This window comes from Sphingomonas sp. P4_D12 (genome assembly GCF_056401895.1).
Genome location: NZ_JBFUIL010000002.1, coordinates 541,039 through 560,929 on the forward strand (window position 1 = coordinate 541,039; position 19,891 = coordinate 560,929).

At 65.4% G+C, this 19,891-nt stretch carries 24 protein-coding genes; 12 read left to right on the top strand and 12 right to left on the bottom strand.

Features of this window, described 5'->3' with window-relative positions; genetic code table 11:
* Nucleotides 1-2 precede the first annotated feature (2 nt).
* A complete protein-coding gene (locus tag AC1DSD_RS05065; RefSeq protein ID WP_478028827.1) occupies nt 3-1,223 on the bottom strand; it encodes a helix-turn-helix domain-containing protein in 1,221 nt (406 codons plus the stop codon).
* Between the two features lie 139 nt (nt 1,224-1,362).
* Between AC1DSD_RS05065 and AC1DSD_RS05070 the strand changes: the two genes are divergently transcribed.
* The 3 genes from AC1DSD_RS05070 to AC1DSD_RS05080 all read left to right on the top strand — a co-directional run bounded on the left by AC1DSD_RS05070 (nt 1,363) and on the right by AC1DSD_RS05080 (nt 3,115).
* The gene (locus AC1DSD_RS05070; RefSeq protein ID WP_478028828.1) at nt 1,363-2,001 is read left to right on the top strand and encodes a glutathione S-transferase family protein; all 639 of its coding nucleotides are present in this window, start codon (nt 1,363-1,365) and stop codon (nt 1,999-2,001) included.
* 98 nt (nt 2,002-2,099) lie between these two features.
* Nucleotides 2,100-2,870, top strand: coding sequence for a DUF899 domain-containing protein (locus AC1DSD_RS05075; protein WP_478028829.1), 771 nt, complete (start codon nt 2,100-2,102; stop codon nt 2,868-2,870).
* Entirely contained in the window at nt 2,867-3,115 is a 249-nt protein-coding gene (locus AC1DSD_RS05080; protein WP_478028830.1) for a hypothetical protein, read from the top strand. The genes AC1DSD_RS05075 and AC1DSD_RS05080 overlap by 4 nt, the downstream gene beginning before the upstream one ends.
* A gap of 9 nt (nt 3,116-3,124) precedes the next feature.
* Here the strand turns inward: AC1DSD_RS05080 and AC1DSD_RS05085 are convergent, their stop codons facing one another.
* Entirely contained in the window at nt 3,125-5,047 is a 1,923-nt protein-coding gene (locus AC1DSD_RS05085; RefSeq protein WP_478028831.1) for a TonB-dependent siderophore receptor, read from the bottom strand.
* A 118-nt stretch (nt 5,048-5,165) separates the two neighbouring features.
* Between AC1DSD_RS05085 and AC1DSD_RS05090 the strand changes: the two genes are divergently transcribed.
* Nucleotides 5,166-5,420, top strand: a complete 255-nt coding sequence (locus tag AC1DSD_RS05090; protein WP_478028832.1) for a CBU_0592 family membrane protein — start codon at nt 5,166-5,168, stop codon at nt 5,418-5,420.
* On the opposite strand, the gene AC1DSD_RS05095 is transcribed toward AC1DSD_RS05090, so the two are convergent.
* Complete coding sequence (locus AC1DSD_RS05095; protein WP_478028833.1) at nt 5,386-6,192, bottom strand: LytTR family DNA-binding domain-containing protein; 807 nt, start codon at nt 6,190-6,192, stop codon at nt 5,386-5,388. The two genes, AC1DSD_RS05090 and AC1DSD_RS05095, sit on opposite strands and share 35 nt — an antisense overlap.
* A gap of 118 nt (nt 6,193-6,310) precedes the next feature.
* Here AC1DSD_RS05095 and AC1DSD_RS05100 point away from each other — a divergent pair, with 118 nt between their 5' ends.
* From AC1DSD_RS05100 to AC1DSD_RS05110, 3 genes are all read left to right on the top strand, one after another.
* A complete protein-coding gene (locus tag AC1DSD_RS05100) occupies nt 6,311-6,886 on the top strand; it encodes a hypothetical protein (protein WP_478028834.1) in 576 nt (191 codons plus the stop codon).
* A gap of 105 nt (nt 6,887-6,991) precedes the next feature.
* Complete coding sequence (locus tag AC1DSD_RS05105; RefSeq protein ID WP_478028835.1) at nt 6,992-7,339, top strand: arsenate reductase; 348 nt, start codon at nt 6,992-6,994, stop codon at nt 7,337-7,339.
* 58 nt (nt 7,340-7,397) lie between these two features.
* A complete protein-coding gene (locus AC1DSD_RS05110) occupies nt 7,398-7,838 on the top strand; it encodes a hypothetical protein (RefSeq protein ID WP_478028836.1) in 441 nt (146 codons plus the stop codon).
* A 16-nt stretch (nt 7,839-7,854) separates the two neighbouring features.
* Here AC1DSD_RS05110 and AC1DSD_RS05115 read toward each other — a convergent pair whose 3' ends face one another.
* From AC1DSD_RS05115 to AC1DSD_RS05125, 3 genes are all read right to left on the bottom strand, one after another.
* Nucleotides 7,855-8,085 (bottom strand): helix-turn-helix transcriptional regulator, encoded by a 231-nt coding sequence (locus AC1DSD_RS05115; RefSeq protein WP_478028837.1) that lies wholly within the window; start codon nt 8,083-8,085, stop codon nt 7,855-7,857.
* A 255-nt stretch (nt 8,086-8,340) separates the two neighbouring features.
* Nucleotides 8,341-8,763 carry a hypothetical protein gene (locus AC1DSD_RS05120; RefSeq protein WP_478028838.1) on the bottom strand — a complete coding sequence of 141 codons (423 nt, stop codon included), beginning with the start codon at nt 8,761-8,763 and terminating at the stop codon, nt 8,341-8,343.
* A gap of 2 nt (nt 8,764-8,765) precedes the next feature.
* Nucleotides 8,766-9,182: a hypothetical protein gene (locus AC1DSD_RS05125; protein WP_478028839.1), complete on the bottom strand. Its 417-nt coding sequence runs from the start codon at nt 9,180-9,182 to the stop codon at nt 8,766-8,768.
* 124 nt (nt 9,183-9,306) lie between these two features.
* On the opposite strand from AC1DSD_RS05125, the gene panB reads away from it, so the two are divergent.
* The 5 genes from panB to AC1DSD_RS05150 all read left to right on the top strand — a co-directional run bounded on the left by panB (nt 9,307) and on the right by AC1DSD_RS05150 (nt 14,304).
* Nucleotides 9,307-10,179: a 3-methyl-2-oxobutanoate hydroxymethyltransferase gene (panB, locus tag AC1DSD_RS05130; protein ID WP_478028840.1), complete on the top strand. Its 873-nt coding sequence runs from the start codon at nt 9,307-9,309 to the stop codon at nt 10,177-10,179.
* Between the two features lie 149 nt (nt 10,180-10,328).
* Complete coding sequence (locus tag AC1DSD_RS05135) at nt 10,329-11,012, top strand: tetratricopeptide repeat protein (RefSeq protein ID WP_478029020.1); 684 nt, start codon at nt 10,329-10,331, stop codon at nt 11,010-11,012.
* Between the two features lie 5 nt (nt 11,013-11,017).
* Nucleotides 11,018-12,346, top strand: coding sequence for an outer membrane protein assembly factor BamB family protein (locus tag AC1DSD_RS05140; protein ID WP_478028841.1), 1,329 nt, complete (start codon nt 11,018-11,020; stop codon nt 12,344-12,346).
* A 77-nt stretch (nt 12,347-12,423) separates the two neighbouring features.
* On the top strand, nt 12,424-13,755 hold the full coding sequence (der, locus tag AC1DSD_RS05145; protein ID WP_478029021.1) for a ribosome biogenesis GTPase Der: 1,332 nt from the start codon (nt 12,424-12,426) through the stop codon (nt 13,753-13,755).
* A 114-nt stretch (nt 13,756-13,869) separates the two neighbouring features.
* A complete protein-coding gene (locus AC1DSD_RS05150; protein ID WP_478028842.1) occupies nt 13,870-14,304 on the top strand; it encodes an Hpt domain-containing protein in 435 nt (144 codons plus the stop codon).
* A 198-nt stretch (nt 14,305-14,502) separates the two neighbouring features.
* On the opposite strand, the gene bfr is transcribed toward AC1DSD_RS05150, so the two are convergent.
* The 6 genes from bfr to purL form a co-directional block, all read right to left on the bottom strand.
* Nucleotides 14,503-14,991 carry a bacterioferritin gene (gene bfr / locus AC1DSD_RS05155; protein ID WP_478028843.1) on the bottom strand — a complete coding sequence of 163 codons (489 nt, stop codon included), beginning with the start codon at nt 14,989-14,991 and terminating at the stop codon, nt 14,503-14,505.
* A gap of 104 nt (nt 14,992-15,095) precedes the next feature.
* Entirely contained in the window at nt 15,096-15,266 is a 171-nt protein-coding gene (locus AC1DSD_RS05160) for a (2Fe-2S)-binding protein (protein ID WP_066812205.1), read from the bottom strand.
* Between the two features lie 63 nt (nt 15,267-15,329).
* Nucleotides 15,330-16,613 (bottom strand): DUF418 domain-containing protein, encoded by a 1,284-nt coding sequence (locus AC1DSD_RS05165; RefSeq protein ID WP_478028844.1) that lies wholly within the window; start codon nt 16,611-16,613, stop codon nt 15,330-15,332.
* Nucleotides 16,610-17,047, bottom strand: a complete 438-nt coding sequence (locus tag AC1DSD_RS05170) for a hypothetical protein (RefSeq protein WP_478028845.1) — start codon at nt 17,045-17,047, stop codon at nt 16,610-16,612. Before AC1DSD_RS05170 ends, AC1DSD_RS05165 begins: the two co-directional genes overlap by 4 nt.
* 16 nt (nt 17,048-17,063) lie before the next feature.
* On the bottom strand, nt 17,064-17,510 hold the full coding sequence (locus AC1DSD_RS05175; protein WP_478028846.1) for a hypothetical protein: 447 nt from the start codon (nt 17,508-17,510) through the stop codon (nt 17,064-17,066).
* 82 nt (nt 17,511-17,592) lie between these two features.
* Nucleotides 17,593-19,809 carry a phosphoribosylformylglycinamidine synthase subunit PurL gene (purL, locus tag AC1DSD_RS05180; RefSeq protein WP_478028847.1) on the bottom strand — a complete coding sequence of 739 codons (2,217 nt, stop codon included), beginning with the start codon at nt 19,807-19,809 and terminating at the stop codon, nt 17,593-17,595.
* Nucleotides 19,810-19,891 lie beyond the last annotated feature (82 nt).

Here is a 19,891-nt window from a genome sequence, read left to right on the forward strand (position 1 = left end):
TCCTAGCAGCCCGGGAACGGTGCGGGGAGTAACAAGGTCGTCGCGAATCCAGGCAATGGTGGCGTCGTCCAGCGCCGCGCCCGACCGCGACCCAGGGCTTGCGCCTTGCCAGTCGCAGCAAGCGCGTCGAGCGCACGTTGCACCGTGCGCTGGCTGGCGCCCAATGCCAGCGCCAGCGCCGAGCTCGACCAGGATTCACCGTCGGCGAGCAATGCCAGCACGCTGGCCTGGTCCTCCTCGACGGGGCGGGCCAGCACGACGATCTGGCGCGCGCCGAGCGGCGAGAGCCTGAAGCCCAGCGTGGTCGCACTCACCCGCGCGATCGGCAGCAGCAGCTTGCGGAGGCGCCCAATCTCGACCCGCAGCCGGGCGCGGTGCGATTCGTCGACGAATCGCGCGCCGAATGCCCGCGCGAGCAGCATGTCGCGCGGCACATCGCCGGGCCAGGCTTCGCCGAGCGCGCGGGCCAGCGCGAAGAGCACCGGACGCGTTGCCAGCGGAACGATCGTGTCTCGCGCACGCACGAGGTTGCGACAGGCGTCGATGACGATCGCGTCCGACGCCAGCACAGCTTCGACCTGTTCGAGCCGGAGAGGGCGCTCGTCGCCGCGCGCGATTGACCGCGCTGCTGGCGTGTCGAGCACCGCGAAGGCCTGCTCGACTTCCGCGGCGAGCGCCGGAATGCGTGCCCAGCGTGCCGCCTCCTCGGCGCGGCCGAGCGCCGCGCGCGCGGCACCGGCCCGAACGCGCCGCATGGCGATGCCGGCCATCGTCAACTCGTGGATCGCGCGCAGCGGGGTGGGAAGTGCCGAGACGTCCAGTCGGGCCAGCTTGCCTTCGGCATCGTCGAGCCGCCCGAGCAACAGCAGTCGCCGCGCCTCGAGATAATGCGCATGGGCCGCGTTTGCGCGATCGCCATGGGATTCGAGTGCCGCCGCCGCCGCGGCCAATGCCTTGGTCGGCCAGGTCAGGTCGCGCGACGCGAGCGCGATCTCGGCTTCGGCGACGACGCATCGTGCACGCGCCACGGGCTCCCGCGGGCCAAAGGCGCGCGCCGCGCGACGCACCAAGGAACGGGCGCGATCGAAGTCGCCGAGCTGCGCCATGGCGATACCGCGGAGCGCCAGCGCCGGCGCGTCGTCGCGCAGCGCGATGCGGTTGAGCGCGCCTAGCGGATCGCCTTTCGCCAGCGCTTGCGCCGCGGCGGCGATCAGCGAGTCCATCGAAATCCCGCCACGATTGTCACTCTCACCCTTCCGGCGACGCGCCCTAGATGCCGTTCGTGACCGATGGCTACCGACGGATCGGTGCCCGCAAGAACAGACATAATTGCGCCTGGTCGGATGAAAAGGAGCATTGGCAATGATTACCATTTCGGCTTTCCGCGACGTTCCGGATTTCGCCAAGGGGTTGGTGCGCGACTTGCGCGTACGCTGGGTGCTCGAGGAGGCGGGCCTTCCCTACACCGCACGGCTGCTCGAACAGGGTGACCAGGATCATCCGGACTATCGCCTGATGCAGCCGTTCGGGCAGGTCCCGATGTTCGAGGAAGACGGGCTCGTCCTGTTCGAATCGGGCGCGATCGCTCTTCATGTCGCGGAGCGGTCGGAGGCGCTGCTGCCCAAGGAGCCGGCGGCGCGCATCCGGGCGGTGCAATGGCTGATCGCCGCGCTCAATTCGGTCGAGCCGTCGATCGTCAACCTCTTCCTGATCGACTTCATCTTCACGAACGAAGAATGGGCAAAGCTGCGCCGGGCGAGCGCCGCCGAGTTGATGAACAAGAAACTCGACGCGGTGGCCAAACGGCTGGGCGACAAGCCGTTCCTCGACGGCGAACGCTTCACCGTCGGCGATCTGATGATGGCGACGGTGCTCCGCTTCCACCCCGAGGTCGCGCAGCGTGATCCCCGGCTGGCTGCCTATATCAATCGCTGCATGGCGCGGCCCGCTTTCCAGCGCGCGCTGAATGCTCAGCTCGGCGATTATCGCGAAGCGGCCTGAGTAGCGCCCGGCGCCTTCTCGACGACCATCGCGGCATCCGCATCCGCGAGAAGGCGCCGGCGACGTATGACGTGCGACGATAGGAAGGAGATTCCGCGATGACGTCCCACCAAATCGGAACGCGCGAGCAATGGCTCGCGGCGCGGCTTGATCTGCTCGACGCGGAAAAAGCGTTGACGAGACAGAGCGACGCGGTTGCCGAACGGCGTCAGGCGCTGCCCTGGGTACGGGTCGACAAGGACTATCGGTTCGATACCGAGCAAGGCGAGGTGGCGCTGGCGGCGCTCTTCCAGGGTCGGTCGCAATTACTGGTCTACCATTTCATGTTCGGACCGGAATATCCCGCGGGATGCATCTCCTGCTCGGCGATTGCCGACGGCTTCAACGGCATCGCGGTGCACCTCGCCAACCATGACGTGATGCTGTGGGCCGCGTCGCTTGCTCCGCTCGACAAGCTGCTTGCCTTCAGGGAGCGGATGGGCTGGTCCTTTCCCTGGGCGTCGACCCAGGGCCGCGACTTCAATTACGACTTCAATGTTTCGATCTCCGAAGAGCAGCAGCGTGCGGGTGGCACCGAATATAATTACCGTCGGGGCGGCCATGCGATGACCGAGGCAACGATACCGCCGGTCGTCAACCAGAGCGCGGCGCGGACCGGCGCCGACCCGATCGCCTATCTGCGCCAACGTCCCGGCCTCAGCGCATTCGTCATCGAGGACGGCGTAGTCTACCACAGCTATTCGACCTACGCCCGCGGGCTCGACGGGCTGTGGGGCATGTTCCAGTGGCTCGACCGCGCGCCCCGGGGACGTGACGAACACGGGATTTGGTGGCGCCATCATGACCGTTACGCGGAGACCGCGGCATGATCACCGCCGATGTCCAGCATGGGCGCCGCAACGATGCAGCGCCCGACGCGGCCGGATGGCTTGGCATCGTGGCAACCCCGACCTTCATCGGGATGGCGCTGTTGAGCTATGCATCCGGCGCGGACGGCACCATGAACTGTTCCGCGTCCGCGATGTCGCTGTGGGGCGGAATGGTGCCGATGTACGCGCTGATGGGCATCTTTCATTCGGGGGCCTGGCTACGGAGACTGGCGCGTCGACGCTGAGTATGGACCCTAGACGTCGACTGCCAGGTAGCCGGTGAGGTACCGTCCCGCGCCTGCGCCGTAGATGCCGGGTCCGGCGACGTTGAAGGGGCGATTGTCGAATAGATTGGTCACCTGCATGCGCAGGGTTGCGTCGCGGTTGACCAATTTGAACCGATAGCGGCCGCCGAGATTGAGCTGTGCGCGGGCGGGCAGCGACACCAGATTGTCGGTGGTCGACGGCACCTTGCCGCGCTGGAGCAGGGTGGTGTCGAGCGACAGCCCGTCGAGCACCGGCGTCTTCCAGTTGAGGTTCAAATTGACGAGGTGCCCCGGCAATCCCACGGGGCGGGCGCCGATCGTGCCAAGCGCATTGGGGTCGCGCTCGACCCGGGCGCGCAGGAAATACCCGCCCGCGACGACATTGAGCGTCCGCGTCAAATTGCCCGACACCGACACTTCCGCCCCCTGGCTGCGCGTGGTGCCGACCTGGGTGTAGCGACTGGCCGCATCGAATCCGAAATAGGGCTTCCGCAGGTCGAACACGCCGGCGATCAGCTTGACGTTCCCCGTCACCGTCCAGCGGATGCCGGCGTCCTTCTGTTCGGTCAGGATCGCGTTGAGCGGCTGATTGCGGTTGGCCGCGTTGGGCGGCGCCACGCCGCTTTCCTCGAGGCCGCGGGCATAACCGGCATAGAGCGACACCGATTTGGACAGATAGGCCGCCGCCGTGCCGTTATAGAGCCATGGCCGCGATCGCGACACGATCGGCGCGACGCCGGGAAGCCAGGTGGTCTTGCGGTAATCGGCACGCGAGAGGCCGAAGCTGATCTCGCCGATGTCGCGCCAGCGCCCGTCATAGGCCACGCCCAGGGTCGCCTGGCGAATGCGGTCGCGCGATGACGCGCCGAATACGAAATTCGGCCTGGGCGAATCCTCCTCGACACCGATCCGGGTCGGCCCCAGATCGACGTCGTCCGATCCGCCGAACTGATGACGCGCGTCGCGTTCGCGCAGGCTGAGATGGATCACGTGCAGCCGCGGCCCGTCGACGATGCTGTGCGTCAGCCGAACCTCGCCGCTCAGCGACACGTTCTTCGCGCGCGGATCGGCGATGAGCAGGCGGTCCGCCGTCCCGTCGGGCTGCAAGTCGACCAACAGGTTGGCGTAACTCTTCTTCTGATCGAACACCGACCGGAACGCGCCGACGCGAAGCAGCCAGGTCTTGCCCGGCGCATAGGAAGCGAGCAGTCCCTGATTGGTCCCGGTATAGCGGAAATCGGCCCATTGCGGCCCATCGAAGCTGTGCGCGGGGGGCTTGGGCGGCAGATACTTGCCCGCCGGCACGTAGAACGGCCCCGCCTCATCATTATAATCGTTGGTCAGCGTCCAGAACGGCATGATCTCCACGCCGGGCGCGGGGCGCCAGCGGACGATCAGCCCCTGGCTGTGATTGAAATTGTCGGTGCCGTCGGGGAATGCGGTGCGCCCGACGATCGCGCCATAGCCGACCGACAGCCGCTTGCTGACCGGCAGCGATCCGTCGACCTCCAGCCCATAGGAACTGTAGCTATCGGCGTTGAGCACGATCGAGGCGGCGGCCTTGTCGCCGGGACGACGCAGCAATTGGTCGACGATCCCGCTCGGCGCGGCGAACGGATAGCCCTGCGCCGACAGGCCGACCTTGATGCTGGTCGAATCGTTGATGATGCTCGACAGCGCGATCGCGGGGTCGAAATACATGCCGTCGATCCGCACGTTCCCCGCCGCGGTCGGCGAGAAGCCGCGCGCATTGCTCGACGTGTAGATGCCGATCGTCTCGCGCCCGACGCTGAAGCCGAACCCGTCCTCCGCCTGCGTCACCGCATTGTCGTCGGCGCGATCCTGCGCGACGGCGGGAAATGCGATCCCCGCCAGCAACAATGTCAGCGTCGCCGAGCCCAGCCGCCCCATGCCCTTCCTCCCAAGCCGTTATATCGTCTTATGACAGCATATCAGCCAATCGGGGCTGAATGCCGACTTAACGGTGATGGCTGGACGGCGGCGGCGAACCGCGTCATCGGCAGATCGCATGACAGCGGAACGCATCCTTATCGAAACGATCGGCTGGACTGGCGCCGTGGTGATCCTGCTTGCTTACCTCCTGCTGTCCGCGGGTCGGGTCGGTGGGCAATCGCGGCTCTATCAGTGGATGAACCTGGTCGGGGCCGCCTGCTTTGTCGTCAATAGCGGCTATAACGGCGCGATCCCCTCGGCAGTGCTCAACGTCATCTGGGCCGGGATCGGACTCTTCACGCTGTGGCGGATCGCGCGGCGTCCAACCTAGGGGCAGGGAACAGGCGCGCCAGCGTCGGCACGGCGCGGACCGCCGCGACGCGATTGCGTGCGACGGGAACGATCACGCCGCCGTCCAGCCGCAGCCGTATATTGCGCCCGTCGCGCTCGATCGCGCGCACCGCCGACACTGCCACCCACCAGCTTCGATGCGTCCGGATCCCCACCGCACCATAACGCGCGATCGCGTCGGCCATCGGCATCAGTTCGAGCCGGCTGCCCGAGCCCTGGTGCACGCGGACATAATGATCCTCCATCTGCAGGCAGGTGACGTGGTCATTGGCGAAAGCGGGCGGCATCGGCGCGGAGGGCATGGCAAGCTCCGGCACGGACCTGCGACGCGCCTCGGCCACTAACCACAAGCCGACCACCATCGCCTCGACCAATGCCGTCTTCACATACCAATCGAGCAGCGACATCCGAGCGGCTTCTCCAGGCCATGCCCAGCGGCCGAACGCCGCAGCCGCCAGGCTGACGGGCAAGGCCGCCACCAGGATCGCGATCGCCAGCGCCACAGATGCCGGCACGCCGCGTGCGCGCAGCATCCTCACGACCGGCGGCACGGTCAGCCCGGCAAGGCCCGCGCCGATCACCATCATACCGGTCCAGTTGAACAGGCAGATCAGCAGGTCGCCACCGAGATAGCCGAGGAAGCCGACCACGCCGCCCGCAACCGCGCCGAAGGCGAGCAACCGCAGCCAACCGCCGGGCGTGCCGATTCCCGCTTCCCAAAGCTCGACGCCGCGCCGCGCACCGTCCGCCATGCCCACTCCCGTACCCGTTCGCCCAGTCGCGAATATCCGCTGGCAAGTCACTGTCGCGGCGAGGTTAGCAGGCCGTACGGAGCGGGGAAGCTCCTTTTCCCGTCCGAAGGAGAGAGCGATGACCAACCCGATACGACCGGCTCGGCGTGACCTGCTGGCGGGCGCGTTGCTGGCGAGTGGGCTAGGCTTGGCGGGTCGGGCGGCCGCCGTCCTACCCCCGGCGGAGGCGCCGACCGGCGACATCCACGATTTCGATTATCATCTCGGCCACTGGACCGCGGTGCAACGACGACTGAAGAAACGCTGGACCACCAATCCGGAATGGGACGAATTCCCCAGCAACGACATTTACGGCCAATATCTCGATGGCCTCGTCAATGTCGACCAGGTCAACTTTCCGACCAAGGGCTGGTCGGGGCTCACGGTCCGCACGTTCAATCGCGCCCGGCGGCAATGGTATATCTATTGGATCAACAGTCGCGATGGCGTGCTCGGAACGCCGGTGATCGGCGGTTTCCGCGGCAACAATGGCTTGTTCTACGGTGATGACAGCGATGACGGCATCCCGGTCAAGGTGCGCTTCATCCGCACCAAGCAACCGCCCGATCGCGAACGCTGGGAACAGGCCTTTTCGCGCGACGGCGGCGCTACCTGGGAAACCAACTGGACCGCCGACTTCACGCGCGTGCGCTGACGGGTATCGGCCCGCGACCGATCGGCGAGCCCGGCTTTCGGCGATATCGCGCCGGCCGGGCTTGCTTGATTGCCTGATGGCGGAGCCCGGCCTAAGCACACGGCCATGCTTACCCTATACGGCATTCCCAATTGCGACACGGTGAAGAAGGCGCGCACCTGGCTCGGCGACCATAGCGTCGCCTATGCCTTTCACGATTACAAGAAAGCCGGAGCCGATGAGCCATCGCTGCGCCGCTGGACGAGTGCCTTGGGCTGGGAAACCGTGCTCAATCGCGCGGGTACGACGTTTCGCGCGCTCCCGGATGCCGACAAGGCCGATCTCGACCAGGACAAGGCGATCGCGCTGATGCTGGCGCAGCCGTCGATGATCAAGCGCCCGATCGTCGAAGGCGACGGCGTGCTGGTCGCCGGGTTCAAGCCCGATGCCTGGCAGACGGCCGGCATCGGCTGAGCTTGCCACGGCGCGCATCCGGGCGCAGTCTCCGCCACACATAATGGGGAGGGGAATCATGGCTCAAACCGCCAAGCCGCCGGTCTGGTTCTGGATCGTCGCGATCCTGTTGGTGCTGTGGAACGCGATCGGCGTTTATTTCTGTGTCGAGCAGTTCCGCCTGGGTGCGGCGTCTGCAATGTGGGAACAAACGCCCTATCACCAGGCGCTCTACCGCTCGCTGCCCAGTTGGTACAATTATGTCTACGCCGTCGCCACGTTCGGCGGATTGCTCGGCGGGCTCGCCTTGCTGTTGCGCGAACGCCGCGCGATCATCCTGTTCTGGATCTCGCTAATCGCCGTCATCGTGCAGTTCGGCTACACGTTCGCGATGACCGACCTGATCGCGCACGAGGGCGCCGCGAAGGTGGTGCCGTTCCCGGTATTCATCGCGCTTGTCGGCCTGTTCGCGATCTGGTTTTCCGGGATGGCGGCGAAGAAGGGCTGGATCGGGCGCTGATCCAGGGGGAGGGCGCTCAGCCCTCCCATTGGAACACCTCGTCTAACGGTTTGCCGAACACCTGGGCTATGCGGAACGCGGCTTCCAGCGTGGGCGAATATTTGCCCGCCTCGATCGCCGCCACGGTCTGGCGAGTCATGCCGATCCGCTCGCCCAATTCGGCCTGGGTCATCTCGTTGGCCATGAAGCGCAACAGGCGGATCTGATTGACCACCCGGCCGGGGAGGGGCTTGGGGCGTGTACTCATGACCGGCAGTGCCCTGGACGGAGCGGATTTTGGCGCAGGGCAAGAAGCGAGGAGGGAGCGATGCGTTTCTGCATCGTGACCGACGAGCGACGCCGCCCGGCGCCAAAATCCGCCCGCCGCTTCGCGGTTGCGCTGGGAGGCGCGCCGGCGTCGTCGCTTGCTTGCGCGTAGCTCAAGGCTACGCGACTGCGCTGCGCTCCTAGCCAGCACGCCTCCCAGCGCAATCCAGGGCGTTGCCGGTCATGAGTACACGCCCTAACCATGCCAGCCCCTCCGGTAGCTCGTCACGATCAGGACATGGCGGACGGTTTCCGCCAACACGATCGCGAGCAGCGCCGTGTTGACGATCTTGGGCGCCGGATCGCTGAACGGCATCACCACGCCGACCATGATCGTCCCGACCAAAAGCACGTAATAGCCGGCGCTGCCGCCGCGCCGGGCGATCGCGCGGTCGCGTTCATCGGGCCTGGCGCGTCCTTCGGCGCCGTCGCGCACCGCCAGCACGATGTGGCCGATGATCACTACGATCGCCTGGATCGAGGCGACGATGCCGAACGTCCAGACGATGTCGAGCAACCTGGGCCCGACATGCCCCGACAGCACCAGCGAGAAGTAGATGACATAGGCGACGATCATGCAGATGAGCGTCAGCCAAGCGGTCTTTTCGCGATAGGCCATGATCATGCTCCCCGCCGATAGCCGACGATCTGCGCGCCGTAGTGGACGATCTCGGCGATCACGATTGCGGCCATGATCCCATAGGTCATCCCCTTGGCATCGACGCCGAAATGCATGCTGGCGGCAACGCACACGATCAGGCTCAGCAGCACCGGATAGGCGAGCGCATAGGCGCGGCGCGAGACCGCCTTGTCGCGTTCGTCGCTCGCCGCGCTGGCGTCCTTGGGTGACAGCACCGCGGAGACGATCGCCCCGACCGTGACCAGCCCAGTCTGCACGATCACCGCGGCGAGCAACCCGCCGAATTGCGCCGGCCCGGGCAAGTGCCGCGCGGTCGTCAGCAGGAAGGTGAAATAGGCGCCCCACACGACGACCGTAGTGGTCACCGATAGCCAGGCCATCTTTTCCCTGAATGGCATTGTTGACCTCATGTTCGAATCTATAAACTCAATGTTACATAAAACTAACATGAAGTCAAGCGTGGGATACAATCGCGGCGTTCGGCGCTGGCGGCGCGGGCGGCAAGCAGCTAGGGAGCGCGCCATGTCCACGACCTTCACGATCGACACCTCGACCAGCCGCGCCAACCCGACGCCGGCGCCGATGAAGCGCCTCTCCGTCCCGGCGATCCAGCGCCGCAAGTTCGAGGGAAAGACGCAGGAACCGCTGGTGATGCTGACCGCCTATACGGTCCGCATGGCGCAATTGCTGGATCCGCATTGCGACATGCTGCTGGTCGGCGATTCGTTGGGGCAGGTGGTCTATGGCCTGCCGTCGACGCTGCCGGTCACGCTCGACATGATGTGCGCGCACGGCGCCGCGGTGGTGCGGGGCAGCTATCATGCCGTCGTCATCGTCGACATGCCGTTCGGCAGTTACGAAGCCTCGCCCGAACAGGCCTTTGCTAGCGCCAGCCGTATATTGGCCGAAACCGGCTGTGCCGCGGTCAAGCTGGAGGGCGGTGCGGTAATGGCGCCGACCATCCGCTTCCTGACCGAACGCGGCATACCGGTCATGGCGCATATCGGCCTGACCCCCCAGGCGATCAACACGCTCGGCGGCTATGGCGCGCGCGGGCGAAGCCAGGAGGAAGAGGCCAAGATCAAGGGCGATGCGCAGGCTATCGCCGCTGCCGGCGCTTTCTCGGTCGTCCTGGAGGGCGTCGTCGAGCCAATCGGCCGCGCGATTGCCGAAACCACCGACATTCCGGTAATCGGCATCGGCGCATCCGCCGCCTGCGACGGCCAGGTGCTGGTCGCCGAGGATATGCTCGGCCTGTTCGAGCGTACCGCGCGCTTCGTCAAGAAGTACGACGATATGGCCGGTCGCATCACCGACGCCGCTACGCGCTATGCCGAAGAGGTGCGCAACCGGACCTTCCCCGGAGTTGAGCAGACCTATTTGCCTAAGGTCTAAGGACGCCTAAGCCGCGTTGCTTTTGGGCGGCGCGCCGCTAAGGGACCCCCCTAGGAACAGTCGCCGATCACGGCCATTGCGAGAGCCGAACGCGGTCCCTAAGGTCCGCCGACTTATTTTTGCCCCCAATTGGAGCCTACCCCTTGGCTGTGACGCCGAAAACCGATGAAGCTTTCCTGCGCGAGGTCGATGAGGAACTCCGCCGCGATCAGATCGTGGGCGTGTGGAAGAATTATGGCCGGGTGATCGTCGGCCTGATCGTGGCCGCGCTGGCGATTTTCGCCGGCGTGCTCGGCTGGCGGGCATGGAGCCACGGCGCTGCCGAAAAGCAGGCGATCGAGCTTCAACAAGCCTATGACTCGATCGCCAGCGGCAATAGCCAGGCGGCCAAGGCCCCGATCGACAAGCTCGCCGGCGACAGCGCACCGGGCTACCGCGCGCTCGCCAAGATGCTCCAGGGCAACGACCTGCTCGCCGCCGGCAAGACCAAGGAAGCCGCGGCGAAATATGGCGAAGTCGCGGGCGATAGCAGCGTCGGGCAGCCGATCCGCGACCTCGCCACGATCCGCCAGACCCATACCGAATTCGACACACTCGCGCCGCAGGTGGTGATCGACCGGCTGAAGCCGCTCGCGACCTCGGACTCGGCCTGGCTCGGCAGCGCCGGCGAGATGATCGCGATGGCCGATCTCAAGCTCAACCGGTTGGCGGAAGCGCGCGCGATGTTCAAGATGATCGCGGAGAGCGACAAGGTTCCCGACAGCATCCGTCAACGCGCGGTTCAGGCGACCCAGGCTCTGGATCCCGGCACGAACGTTCAGAAGGGCAAGTAAATAGCATGACGACCAAGTGGAGGATGCCGATTGCGCTGGTGGCGCTGACCGCGCTCGGCGCGTGCGGTGCGTTCAAGGGCGGCGGAAAGAAGACTCCTGTACTCGGCGACCGCGTGCCGATCCTGGTGTCGGAAAGCGATGCCAAGGTCGATCCGGCGATTTCGGGGCTCGACGTCCTGTTGCCGGCGCCCGTCGCCAACACCGATTGGGCCCAGCCCGGCGGCAACCCCGAAAAATCGATGGGCCATCTGGCGCTGGGTGGATCCGTCTCCCGCGTTTGGACGGTGTCGATCCCCGCGGGGTCGAACCGGCAGCGGCTGGCGGCGTCCCCGGTGATCGGCGACGGCAAGCTCTACGCGGTCGATGTCGACGGCGCGCTGCACGCCTTCGATGCCAATTCGGGCGCGTCCTTGTGGACCGTGCCGATCGCCAAGGCGGAGAAGAGCAAATCGGCGCGGTTCGGCGGCGGCGCGACCTATGACAATGGCCGCGTCTATGCGACCTCTGGTCTTGGCGATATCGTGGCGTTCGACGCCAAGACCGGCTCCGAAGTGTGGCGCTCCAAGCCAGGGCCGCCGCTGCGCGGATCGCCGACCGTCGTCGGTGACCAGCTCTATACGTTGAGCCAGGACAACCAGCTCTATGCGCTGTCGACCGCCAACGGGCAGCAAGTCTGGTCGGCCTCGGGCAGCCTCGAGACGCAAGGCGTGTTCGGCGTCGCGGCGCCGGCAGTGGCGCACCAGACGGTCGTCGCCGGCTTCTCGTCGGGCGAACTCAACGCGTATCGCGTCGAAAATGGCCGGGCGATCTGGGGCGACGCCTTGTCGCGCACCAGCATTTCGACCTCGGTGTCCAGCCTCGCCGATATCGACGCCGATCCGGTGATCGACGACACCAATGTCTACGCCTTGGGGCAGGGCGGTCGTCTCATCGCCGCCAATCTCGCCACCGGCCAGCGTTTGTGGGAGCAGAACTTCGCTGGCATCTCGACGCCCTGGCTGGCGGGCGAGTGGCTGTTCGTGGTGACCGACGAAAGCAAGCTCTACTGCCTGCAGCGCTCGACCGGAAAGATCCGCTGGATCAGCCAGTTGCGTGCCTTCCAGGTCGAAAAGAAGAAAAAGAAGAAGAACCCGCTGACCTGGTACGGTCCGGTCCTTGCCGGCAATCGCCTGGTGCTGGTCAATTCGCTGGGCGACATGGTGTTCGCCTCGCCGAGCGACGGCGCGATCGGCCAGACTATTCCGGGCAAGGACGGCTTCAGCCTGGGGCCGGTGGTCGCCAACAATACGCTCTATGTGCTGGACGGGCGCGGGCGCATTTCCGCCTATCGCTGAGAGTCTGTTTGAAAACGCGCTGAGGGCGCGTTTCGCGGCACCAGCCCGCTCCCCCACCCGACCTCCCATAGAATACCCTGATTGGGAGGTCGGGTGGGGCGCTGTTCAACCGGCTCGTCGGCAAGAAGCTTGCCCTGGTCGATGACCAGCCCGGCGTTACCCGCGATCGGCGCGAGGGCGACGGAAACCTGCTCGGCCTCGAGTTCCGCGTGATCGACACCGCCGGCTATGAGGATCTCGAGGCCGCGACCTTGCCGGGCCGGATGCGGCAACAGACCGAGGCGGCGGTGGCACAGGCCGATGTCGCCCTGTTCCTGATCGACGCTCGCGCCGGCATCGTGCCGCTCGACGAGGAAATCGCGCGCTGGCTGCGCGGCTCGACCACGCCGGTCATCCTGGTCGCCAACAAGGCGGAAGGACGCGCGGCGGAGGCCGGCATCATCGAATCGCTCGCCCTCGGCTTCGGCGACCCGGTCCAGGTGTCGGCCGAGCATGGCGAAGGCATGGCTGATCTGTTTGAGGCGCTGGTCCCGTTCGTTCCCGAACCGGAAGAGTTCGAGGAAGAGGAAGACGAAAGCCCCGACGCGCCGCTCAAGCTCGCGATCGTCGGCCGCCCCAATGCCGGCAAATCGACATTGATCAATCGCATGCTGGGCGAGGATCGCCTGATCACTGGCCCCGAAGCCGGGATCACGCGCGATTCGATCGCGATCGACTGGACCTGGCATGATCCGAAAAGCGGCCCGCGCGCGGTACGGCTGATCGACACCGCCGGCATGCGCAAGCGCGCCAAGGTGCAGGACAAGCTCGAAAAGCTCTCGGTCGCCGACGCGTTGCGCGCGGTCGATTTCGCCGAAGTGGTCGTGCTGCTGCTCGACGCGACCCTCGGCCTGGAGGCTCAGGACCTCAAGATCGCCGACCGCGTGCTGCAGGAAGGGCGCGCCCTGGTCATCGCGCTCAACAAATGGGACATCGCCGAAAACGCCTCGTCGCTGTTCAATGGCGTCAAGAAGGCGCTTGAGGACGGGCTGAGCCAGGTGAAGGGCGTGATCGTCATCACCGTGTCGGGCGCGACCGGCAAGGGGATCGACCAGCTGCTGGGCGCTGCTTTCGAAACGCGCGAGGCCTGGTCGAAGCGCGTTTCCACCGGCGAACTCAATCGCTGGTTCGAACGGGCGATCGACGCCAACCCTCCGCCAGCACCGGGCGGCAAGCGGATCAAGATGCGCTATGTCACCCAGATCAAGACGCGGCCCCCCAGCTTCGTCATTTTCGGCACGCGCGTCGATCAACTTCCCGCAAGCTACGAGCGCTATCTGGTCAACTCGATGCGCCGCGATCTCGGCTTCGGCGCAGTCCCCGTTCGCTTGACCTTGCGCGCGCCGAAGAATCCATTTGATCGGGAATGAACCTAATTTCGTGAAAGCTGCACGGCTCCAAGGCTTTAGAGGCTGACGGCCGCGCATTCCGTCAACCGGTCGTTTACCTGCGCCAGCTACAGCGGACAGATTGGCAGCGGGGGCGTGCCGATACGGGTGGAGGACGTGGTGACGATCGACAGCGGGCAGATAGTGGATTGGAGCGCGTTTCAGGCGGCCCGGAGCGAGCTCGGCGCCGGATTCGTCCGTATTCTCGGCTATTTCAAGGAAGACGGCGTCAAGTCGGTCGCCGCGATCGAGGAGGCGATGCGCGCGGGCAATGCCGCCGCGATCGTGCTGCCGGCGCACACGCTGAAGGGCGAGTCGCGTCAGTTCGGTGCGGAACAGCTCGCCGCCATCGCCGAAGCGATCGAAGTCATCGGGCGCCAGTGCGTGGAAACGCGCGACGCACCCGACCAGGCGCTGGAACATGTCGTCAAGCTGCGCCCGACCTTCGAAGCGACGCTCGCGATGCTCGAGCGCGAGGCCAATCCGCTGGTCGAACGCCGCCCCACCGCTTTCGGACGCCGCGCGGTTTGATCTTTAGCCCCGTTTGTTTGCCGATCTCGTACAATTGGGATCGAATGCGACCGAGCTGAATCGTCACCCCGGCCTTGTGCCGGGGTCCACCGGGCGGCAAGCCCCGGAAAAAGAAGCTCCTGTTACTGCGCTAATCTGCACAGTGGATCCCGGCACAAGGCCGGGATGACGGATTAAGAAGCCCGTCCTGTGTCCCGCTCAGCTTTCGCTGTCTTCCGCCGATTTCGCGTTGAGCTGGATGTAATTCTCCAGCCCCATCCGCTCGATCATGTCGAACTGGCGCTCGAGCGTGTCGACATGTTCCTCCTCGCTGTCGAGGATGCGGCGGAACAGGTCGCGGCTGACATAGTCGCGTACCTTCTCGCAATGTTCGATCGCATCGCGCAGCAGCGGCAGCGCTTCCATCTCGAGCTCGAGGTCGGACTTCAGCACTTCTTCGACCGTCTCGCCGATGCGCAGCCGCCCGAGCAACTGGAAGTTGGGCAGGCCGTCGAGGAACAGGATGCGTTCCGACAGCCAGTCGGCATGCTTCATCTCGTCGATCGATTCGTGGCGTTCGAATTCGGCCAGCTTCTGCACGCCCCAATGGTCGAGCAGGCGGTAATGCAGCCAATATTGGTTGATCGCGGTCAGTTCGTTCTTGAGCGCGGTATTGAGGAAGTCGATGACCTGCGGATCGCCCTTCATGGTGATGCCCTTCGTTGCTTTTCAGCCAGCATCATAGCCCCGGAAGCCCCGGCGAAACAGTCCAAAAAATGGCGGATTTCTGCGGTTTTCGTTTGCTGCGAACGCTACGCAGCAGCGCGCTCGTCATCGATAATGGATCGCGCGAACGGCACGCACTGGCCGCATTTGGGCTGGCGGCCGAGCGAGCGATAGGCCTGGCATGCGGTCATCGATCCGTTGCGCGCGGCCTCGCGCACTTCGCGTTCGCGGATCGCATTGCACACGCACACCATCATGAGACCGATTATCCCTCGCGCTCGTTGCGATCGAGTTAGCGATAGTGAGATCGATTCGCAATACTATTGCGACACGTTTGCAATTTGCCCCGTGCGCCGGACCTCTTGCCATTGTCCGCGCGCGGCGCTGCGCCACAGCCATTCGAACGGACCATAAGCGAATCGGTCGAGCCACGGCTTCGACCAGACGAGCATCAACAGCCACATGCCGGCGACGACGATCAGGCACTGCCAGCGCTGCAGATAGCCATACCAGCCCAGACCATAGCCGTTGAAGATCAACGTGCAGACGATCGAGGTGCCGAGATAATTGGAAAACGCCATCCTTCCCGTCGCGGCGAAGCGATCCGCCAGCCAGGGCACGCTGCCCGATTGCACGAACAGGATGACCAAGGCGGCATAGCCCAGGCTCAGCCAGGGCCGCAGCAAGCTCAGCTGGATCGCCTCGGTCGCGATCATCGTCAGCGGCGCCCAATGCGTCGCATCGAGCCAGCCGATGAGAGGGATATAGGCCGCCCACGCGACCGGCACGGCGGCGGCCGTCAGCCAATAAGCGCGCCGCGACCAGGCGCCGGAAAAGAATCCCCAGCGGAACAACGCCATGCCGATCAGCATCAGCGCCAAGGTGTCGATGAAGGCGATGCGGTTGATGATCGTCTGGAAGAAGATCGCGGTCCGCGCGCGCACCTTGAACGCGTCGCCATAGGATCCGCGATAGCCCGCCAGTTCGCGCGCAATCGCGTCATGCTGCGGATCGGACTGCTGCCGGAACGCGCGCCAATCCGCGGTCAGGGTTGGATCGGGCGTCGGCTGGATCGACGCCACGCGCGCGCTCTCGAGATGCTGATAAGCGACCAGTCCGTCGGCCAGTTTGAAGGCCAGCAGCAGCATGCCGATCGTCACCAGCATCCGCGGCCGCACGCGCCAGCCGACGAACGCGATCATCCCCGTCAGCGCGTAGAGCACCAGGATGTCGCCCGCCCAGATCAGATAAGCGTGGACCATGCCGAACACGAACAAGGTCGCCATCCGCGCATAATGGACCACGGCCGGCCGCTGGCCGCTCAGCAACGCGCGGTCGGCGATCAGCATGGTCGACGCGCCGAACATCATCGTGAACAGGCCGCGGAACTTGCCGTCGCCGATCGCATAGGCGATCGCCCATTCCCACCAATTGGCGCCGGCCGATCCGCCATAGAAACTGGGGTCGATCGCGGCGTAACCGGGCATCGCGAAGTCGATGATGTTGAGCAGCAAGATGCCCATCACCGCGACCCCGCGCACCGCGTCGAGCGTGCGCAGCCGTTGCGGCACGGCCGCGCCGTCGCTCGCCGGTGGGTGGATCACCGCCGCGCGAACCAGGCGATCGGGATGCCCACCAGAACGATATGGCTGAAGAACTGCTCGGCCAGGCCCAGCGCCGTGAACGGATGCGCGCCAAAGCGCAGCGGCAACACGATCAGGTTCATCACCGCCCACAACCCGACACCATAAGCGATGCCCGCGAGCAGCCAGCGAGCCTTGAGCAATGGCAGGCGGTTTGCCGCGATCACGAAGAACGCCGCCATCACCGCCATGATCGCGAAGTGCAGCAGCAGCCCGACCAGCGCCACGCCGATCCCGCCTTTGACCGCATCATTGCCCAGGATGGCGCTGGCCAGCCCCTTGAGCATGTTGATCGGCGCACGCCCGGCGATCAGCGTGTAGACGCACGCCGACAGGATATCGAGCGTGCCCGCGACCAACGTTGCCAACAGAATCTTGCGACCGGTTCTTTCCATCGTTCCTCTCCCCGCTTCACCGCAATTCGCGGCGTATCACCAATTTGAGCCCCGACCAGATTGCGTCGACCGCGCAGACCTTCACGTCGACCAGCCCGATCGGCAACGCGACGGCGCGGATAACGTCCTCGGTGACGTCGGTCGGGACCTTGGATGCCTTTTTCGGCCAGGACACCCAGATCTGCCCAGCCGGGGCGATCATGGTGCGCAGCTGGGCGATCAGCCTCTCCAGCTCGGCGCGGTCGGTGACGAACAGATGCGCGGCATCAAGGCCCAGGACCGGAGCATCGACCTCGACGACGCCGATCGCCGCGGGATCGATCTCCGCGTGGACGCTGTCGGGCATGACATGGAACCAGGCACGCATGCCTGGCGCGAGCGACAGCTTCTTCGCCAGCGGGGTTCCCGAATAGCCCGCTGGGGCCGCCTTGGGGCGCGAAGACGGTGCGTCGAGCGATGCCATGACGCCGACGCTATCACCAACCTGCCGTACTACAACAGCCCGACGCGGCCGGCGCGGATTGGGCGCCCGATCAGGCGCCCTATCAAACGATGGTGTCGCCCATCAGCGCAGGGAAAAAGCCTTCATGCGCGGCGCGCAGGTCGGCGATGCTGACGCACCAATCGCCTTCGTCGAGTTCGAAGATCAGCCGGTCCTTGATCGTCCTTCCGATCGGATCGGCGGGAACGTCGCCTGCTGCGGCATCGGCCAGGAATTCGGCCAGCGCTTCGTCGGGCACGGTGACCAGATAGAGACCCTGATCCTCGCCGAAGAACGATCCCGCCACGCCGAACGGCTGCGCCTCGTTGATCATCGCGCCGATGCCGCTCGCCAGCGCCATTTCGGCCAGCGCGACCGCCATGCCGCCGTCGGAGACGTCATGGCACGCGCTGATCAGCCCGCGTTCGATCGCCGAACGGATGAAATCGCCGGTGCGGCGCTCGGCCTTGAGGTCGACCGGGGGCGGGGGGCCATCCTCGCGACCATGGACCTCGCGCAGCCAGATCGACTGGCCGAGATGACCGCCACGCTCGCCGACCGCCAGAATGGCGTCGCCGGTGTGCTTGAACGCGATCGTCGCGCTCTTGGTGTAATCCTGCAGCAGGCCGACGCCGCCGATCGCCGGCGTGGGCAGGATCGCCGACCCGCTGCCATCGTCATTCTTGGTCTCGTTGTAGAGCGACACGTTGCCGCTCACGATCGGGAAGTCGAGCGCGGTGCAGGCTTCCGCCATGCCCTCGATCGCGCCGACGAACTGCCCCATGATCTCGGGCCGCTGCGGATTGCCGAAATTCATGCAATCGGTGGTTGCCAGCGGCTTCGCACCGACTGCGCAGATATTACGATAAGCCTCGGCAATCGCCTGCTTTCCGCCCTCGAACGGATCGGCCAGGCAGTAGCGCGGGGTGCAGTCGGTGGTGATCGCCAGGCCCTTGGACGTGCCATGGACGCGGACAACCGCGGCGTCGCCGCCGGGGCGCTGGACGGTGTCGGCGCCGACCATGTGGTCATATTGCTCCCAGATCCAGCGGCGGCTGGCGATGTCGGGCGACGCCATCAGTTTGAGCAGATCGCCGGTCAGGTCGCCGCATTCGGGCTCATCGGTCAGATCCGCCGGGGGCGTGGTGCGCACGAATGGCCGATCATAGGCCGGTGCGTCGTCGGCGAGCGGCCCGAGCGGGATATCGCACACCGTTTCGCCGTTGAACGTCAACACCATGCGGCCGGTATCTGTCACCGTTCCTATGATCGCGAAATCGAGCTGCCACTTGCGGAAGATCGCTTCCGCCTCGGGCTCGCGGCCGGGCTTGAGCACCATGAGCATCCGCTCCTGACTCTCCGACAGCATCATCTCATACGGCGTCATGCCGGTCTCGCGGCACGGCACCGCATTCATGTCGAGTTCGATCCCGACGCCGCCCTTCGATGCCATCTCGACCGAAGACGAGGTCAGGCCGGCGGCTCCCATGTCCTGGATCGCGACGATCGCGTCGGACGCCATCAATTCCAGGCACGCTTCGATCAGCAATTTCTCGGTGAACGGATCGCCGACCTGCACGGTCGGGCGCTTTTCCTCCGAATCCTCGGAGAAATCGGCCGACGCCATGGTGGCGCCATGGATGCCGTCGCGCCCGGTCTTGGAGCCGACATAGACGATCGAATTGCCGATGCCCGACGCCGCCGAATAGAAGATCTTGGCGGTTTCCGCGACGCCGACGGTCATCGCGTTGACCAGGATGTTGCCGTCATAAGCGGCGTGGAAATTGACCTCGCCACCCACGGTCGGCACGCCGACGCAATTGCCGTAACCGCCGATGCCGTGGACCACGCCCGCGATCAGGTGGCGCATCTTGGGATGATCGGGGCGGCCGAAGCGCAGCGCGTTCAGGTTCGCGACTGGCCGTGCACCCATCGTGAACACGTCGCGCAGGATGCCGCCGACTCCGGTCGCGGCGCCCTGATAAGGCTCGATGTAAGACGGATGGTTGTGGCTCTCCATCTTGAAGATCGCCGCCTGACCGTCGCCGATATCGATCACGCCGGCGTTCTCACCTGGTCCGCAGATCACCCACGGCGCCGTCGTCGGCAGCTTTTTCAAATGGATACGCGACGATTTGTACGAACAATGTTCGGACCACATCACCGAAAAGATGCCCAGTTCGGTGAGGTTGGGTTCGCGTCCCATGGCGTGCAGGACGCGCTGATATTCCTCGGGCGACAGGCCGTGTTCGGCGACGATTTCGGGCGTGATTCCGGTCATGCCGCAGCCCTTAGCGGGCCCGATCGCATCCGTCACCCGTTGAGACCGTTACGGAACATCCCCTGCGTAACGATCGTTGTGC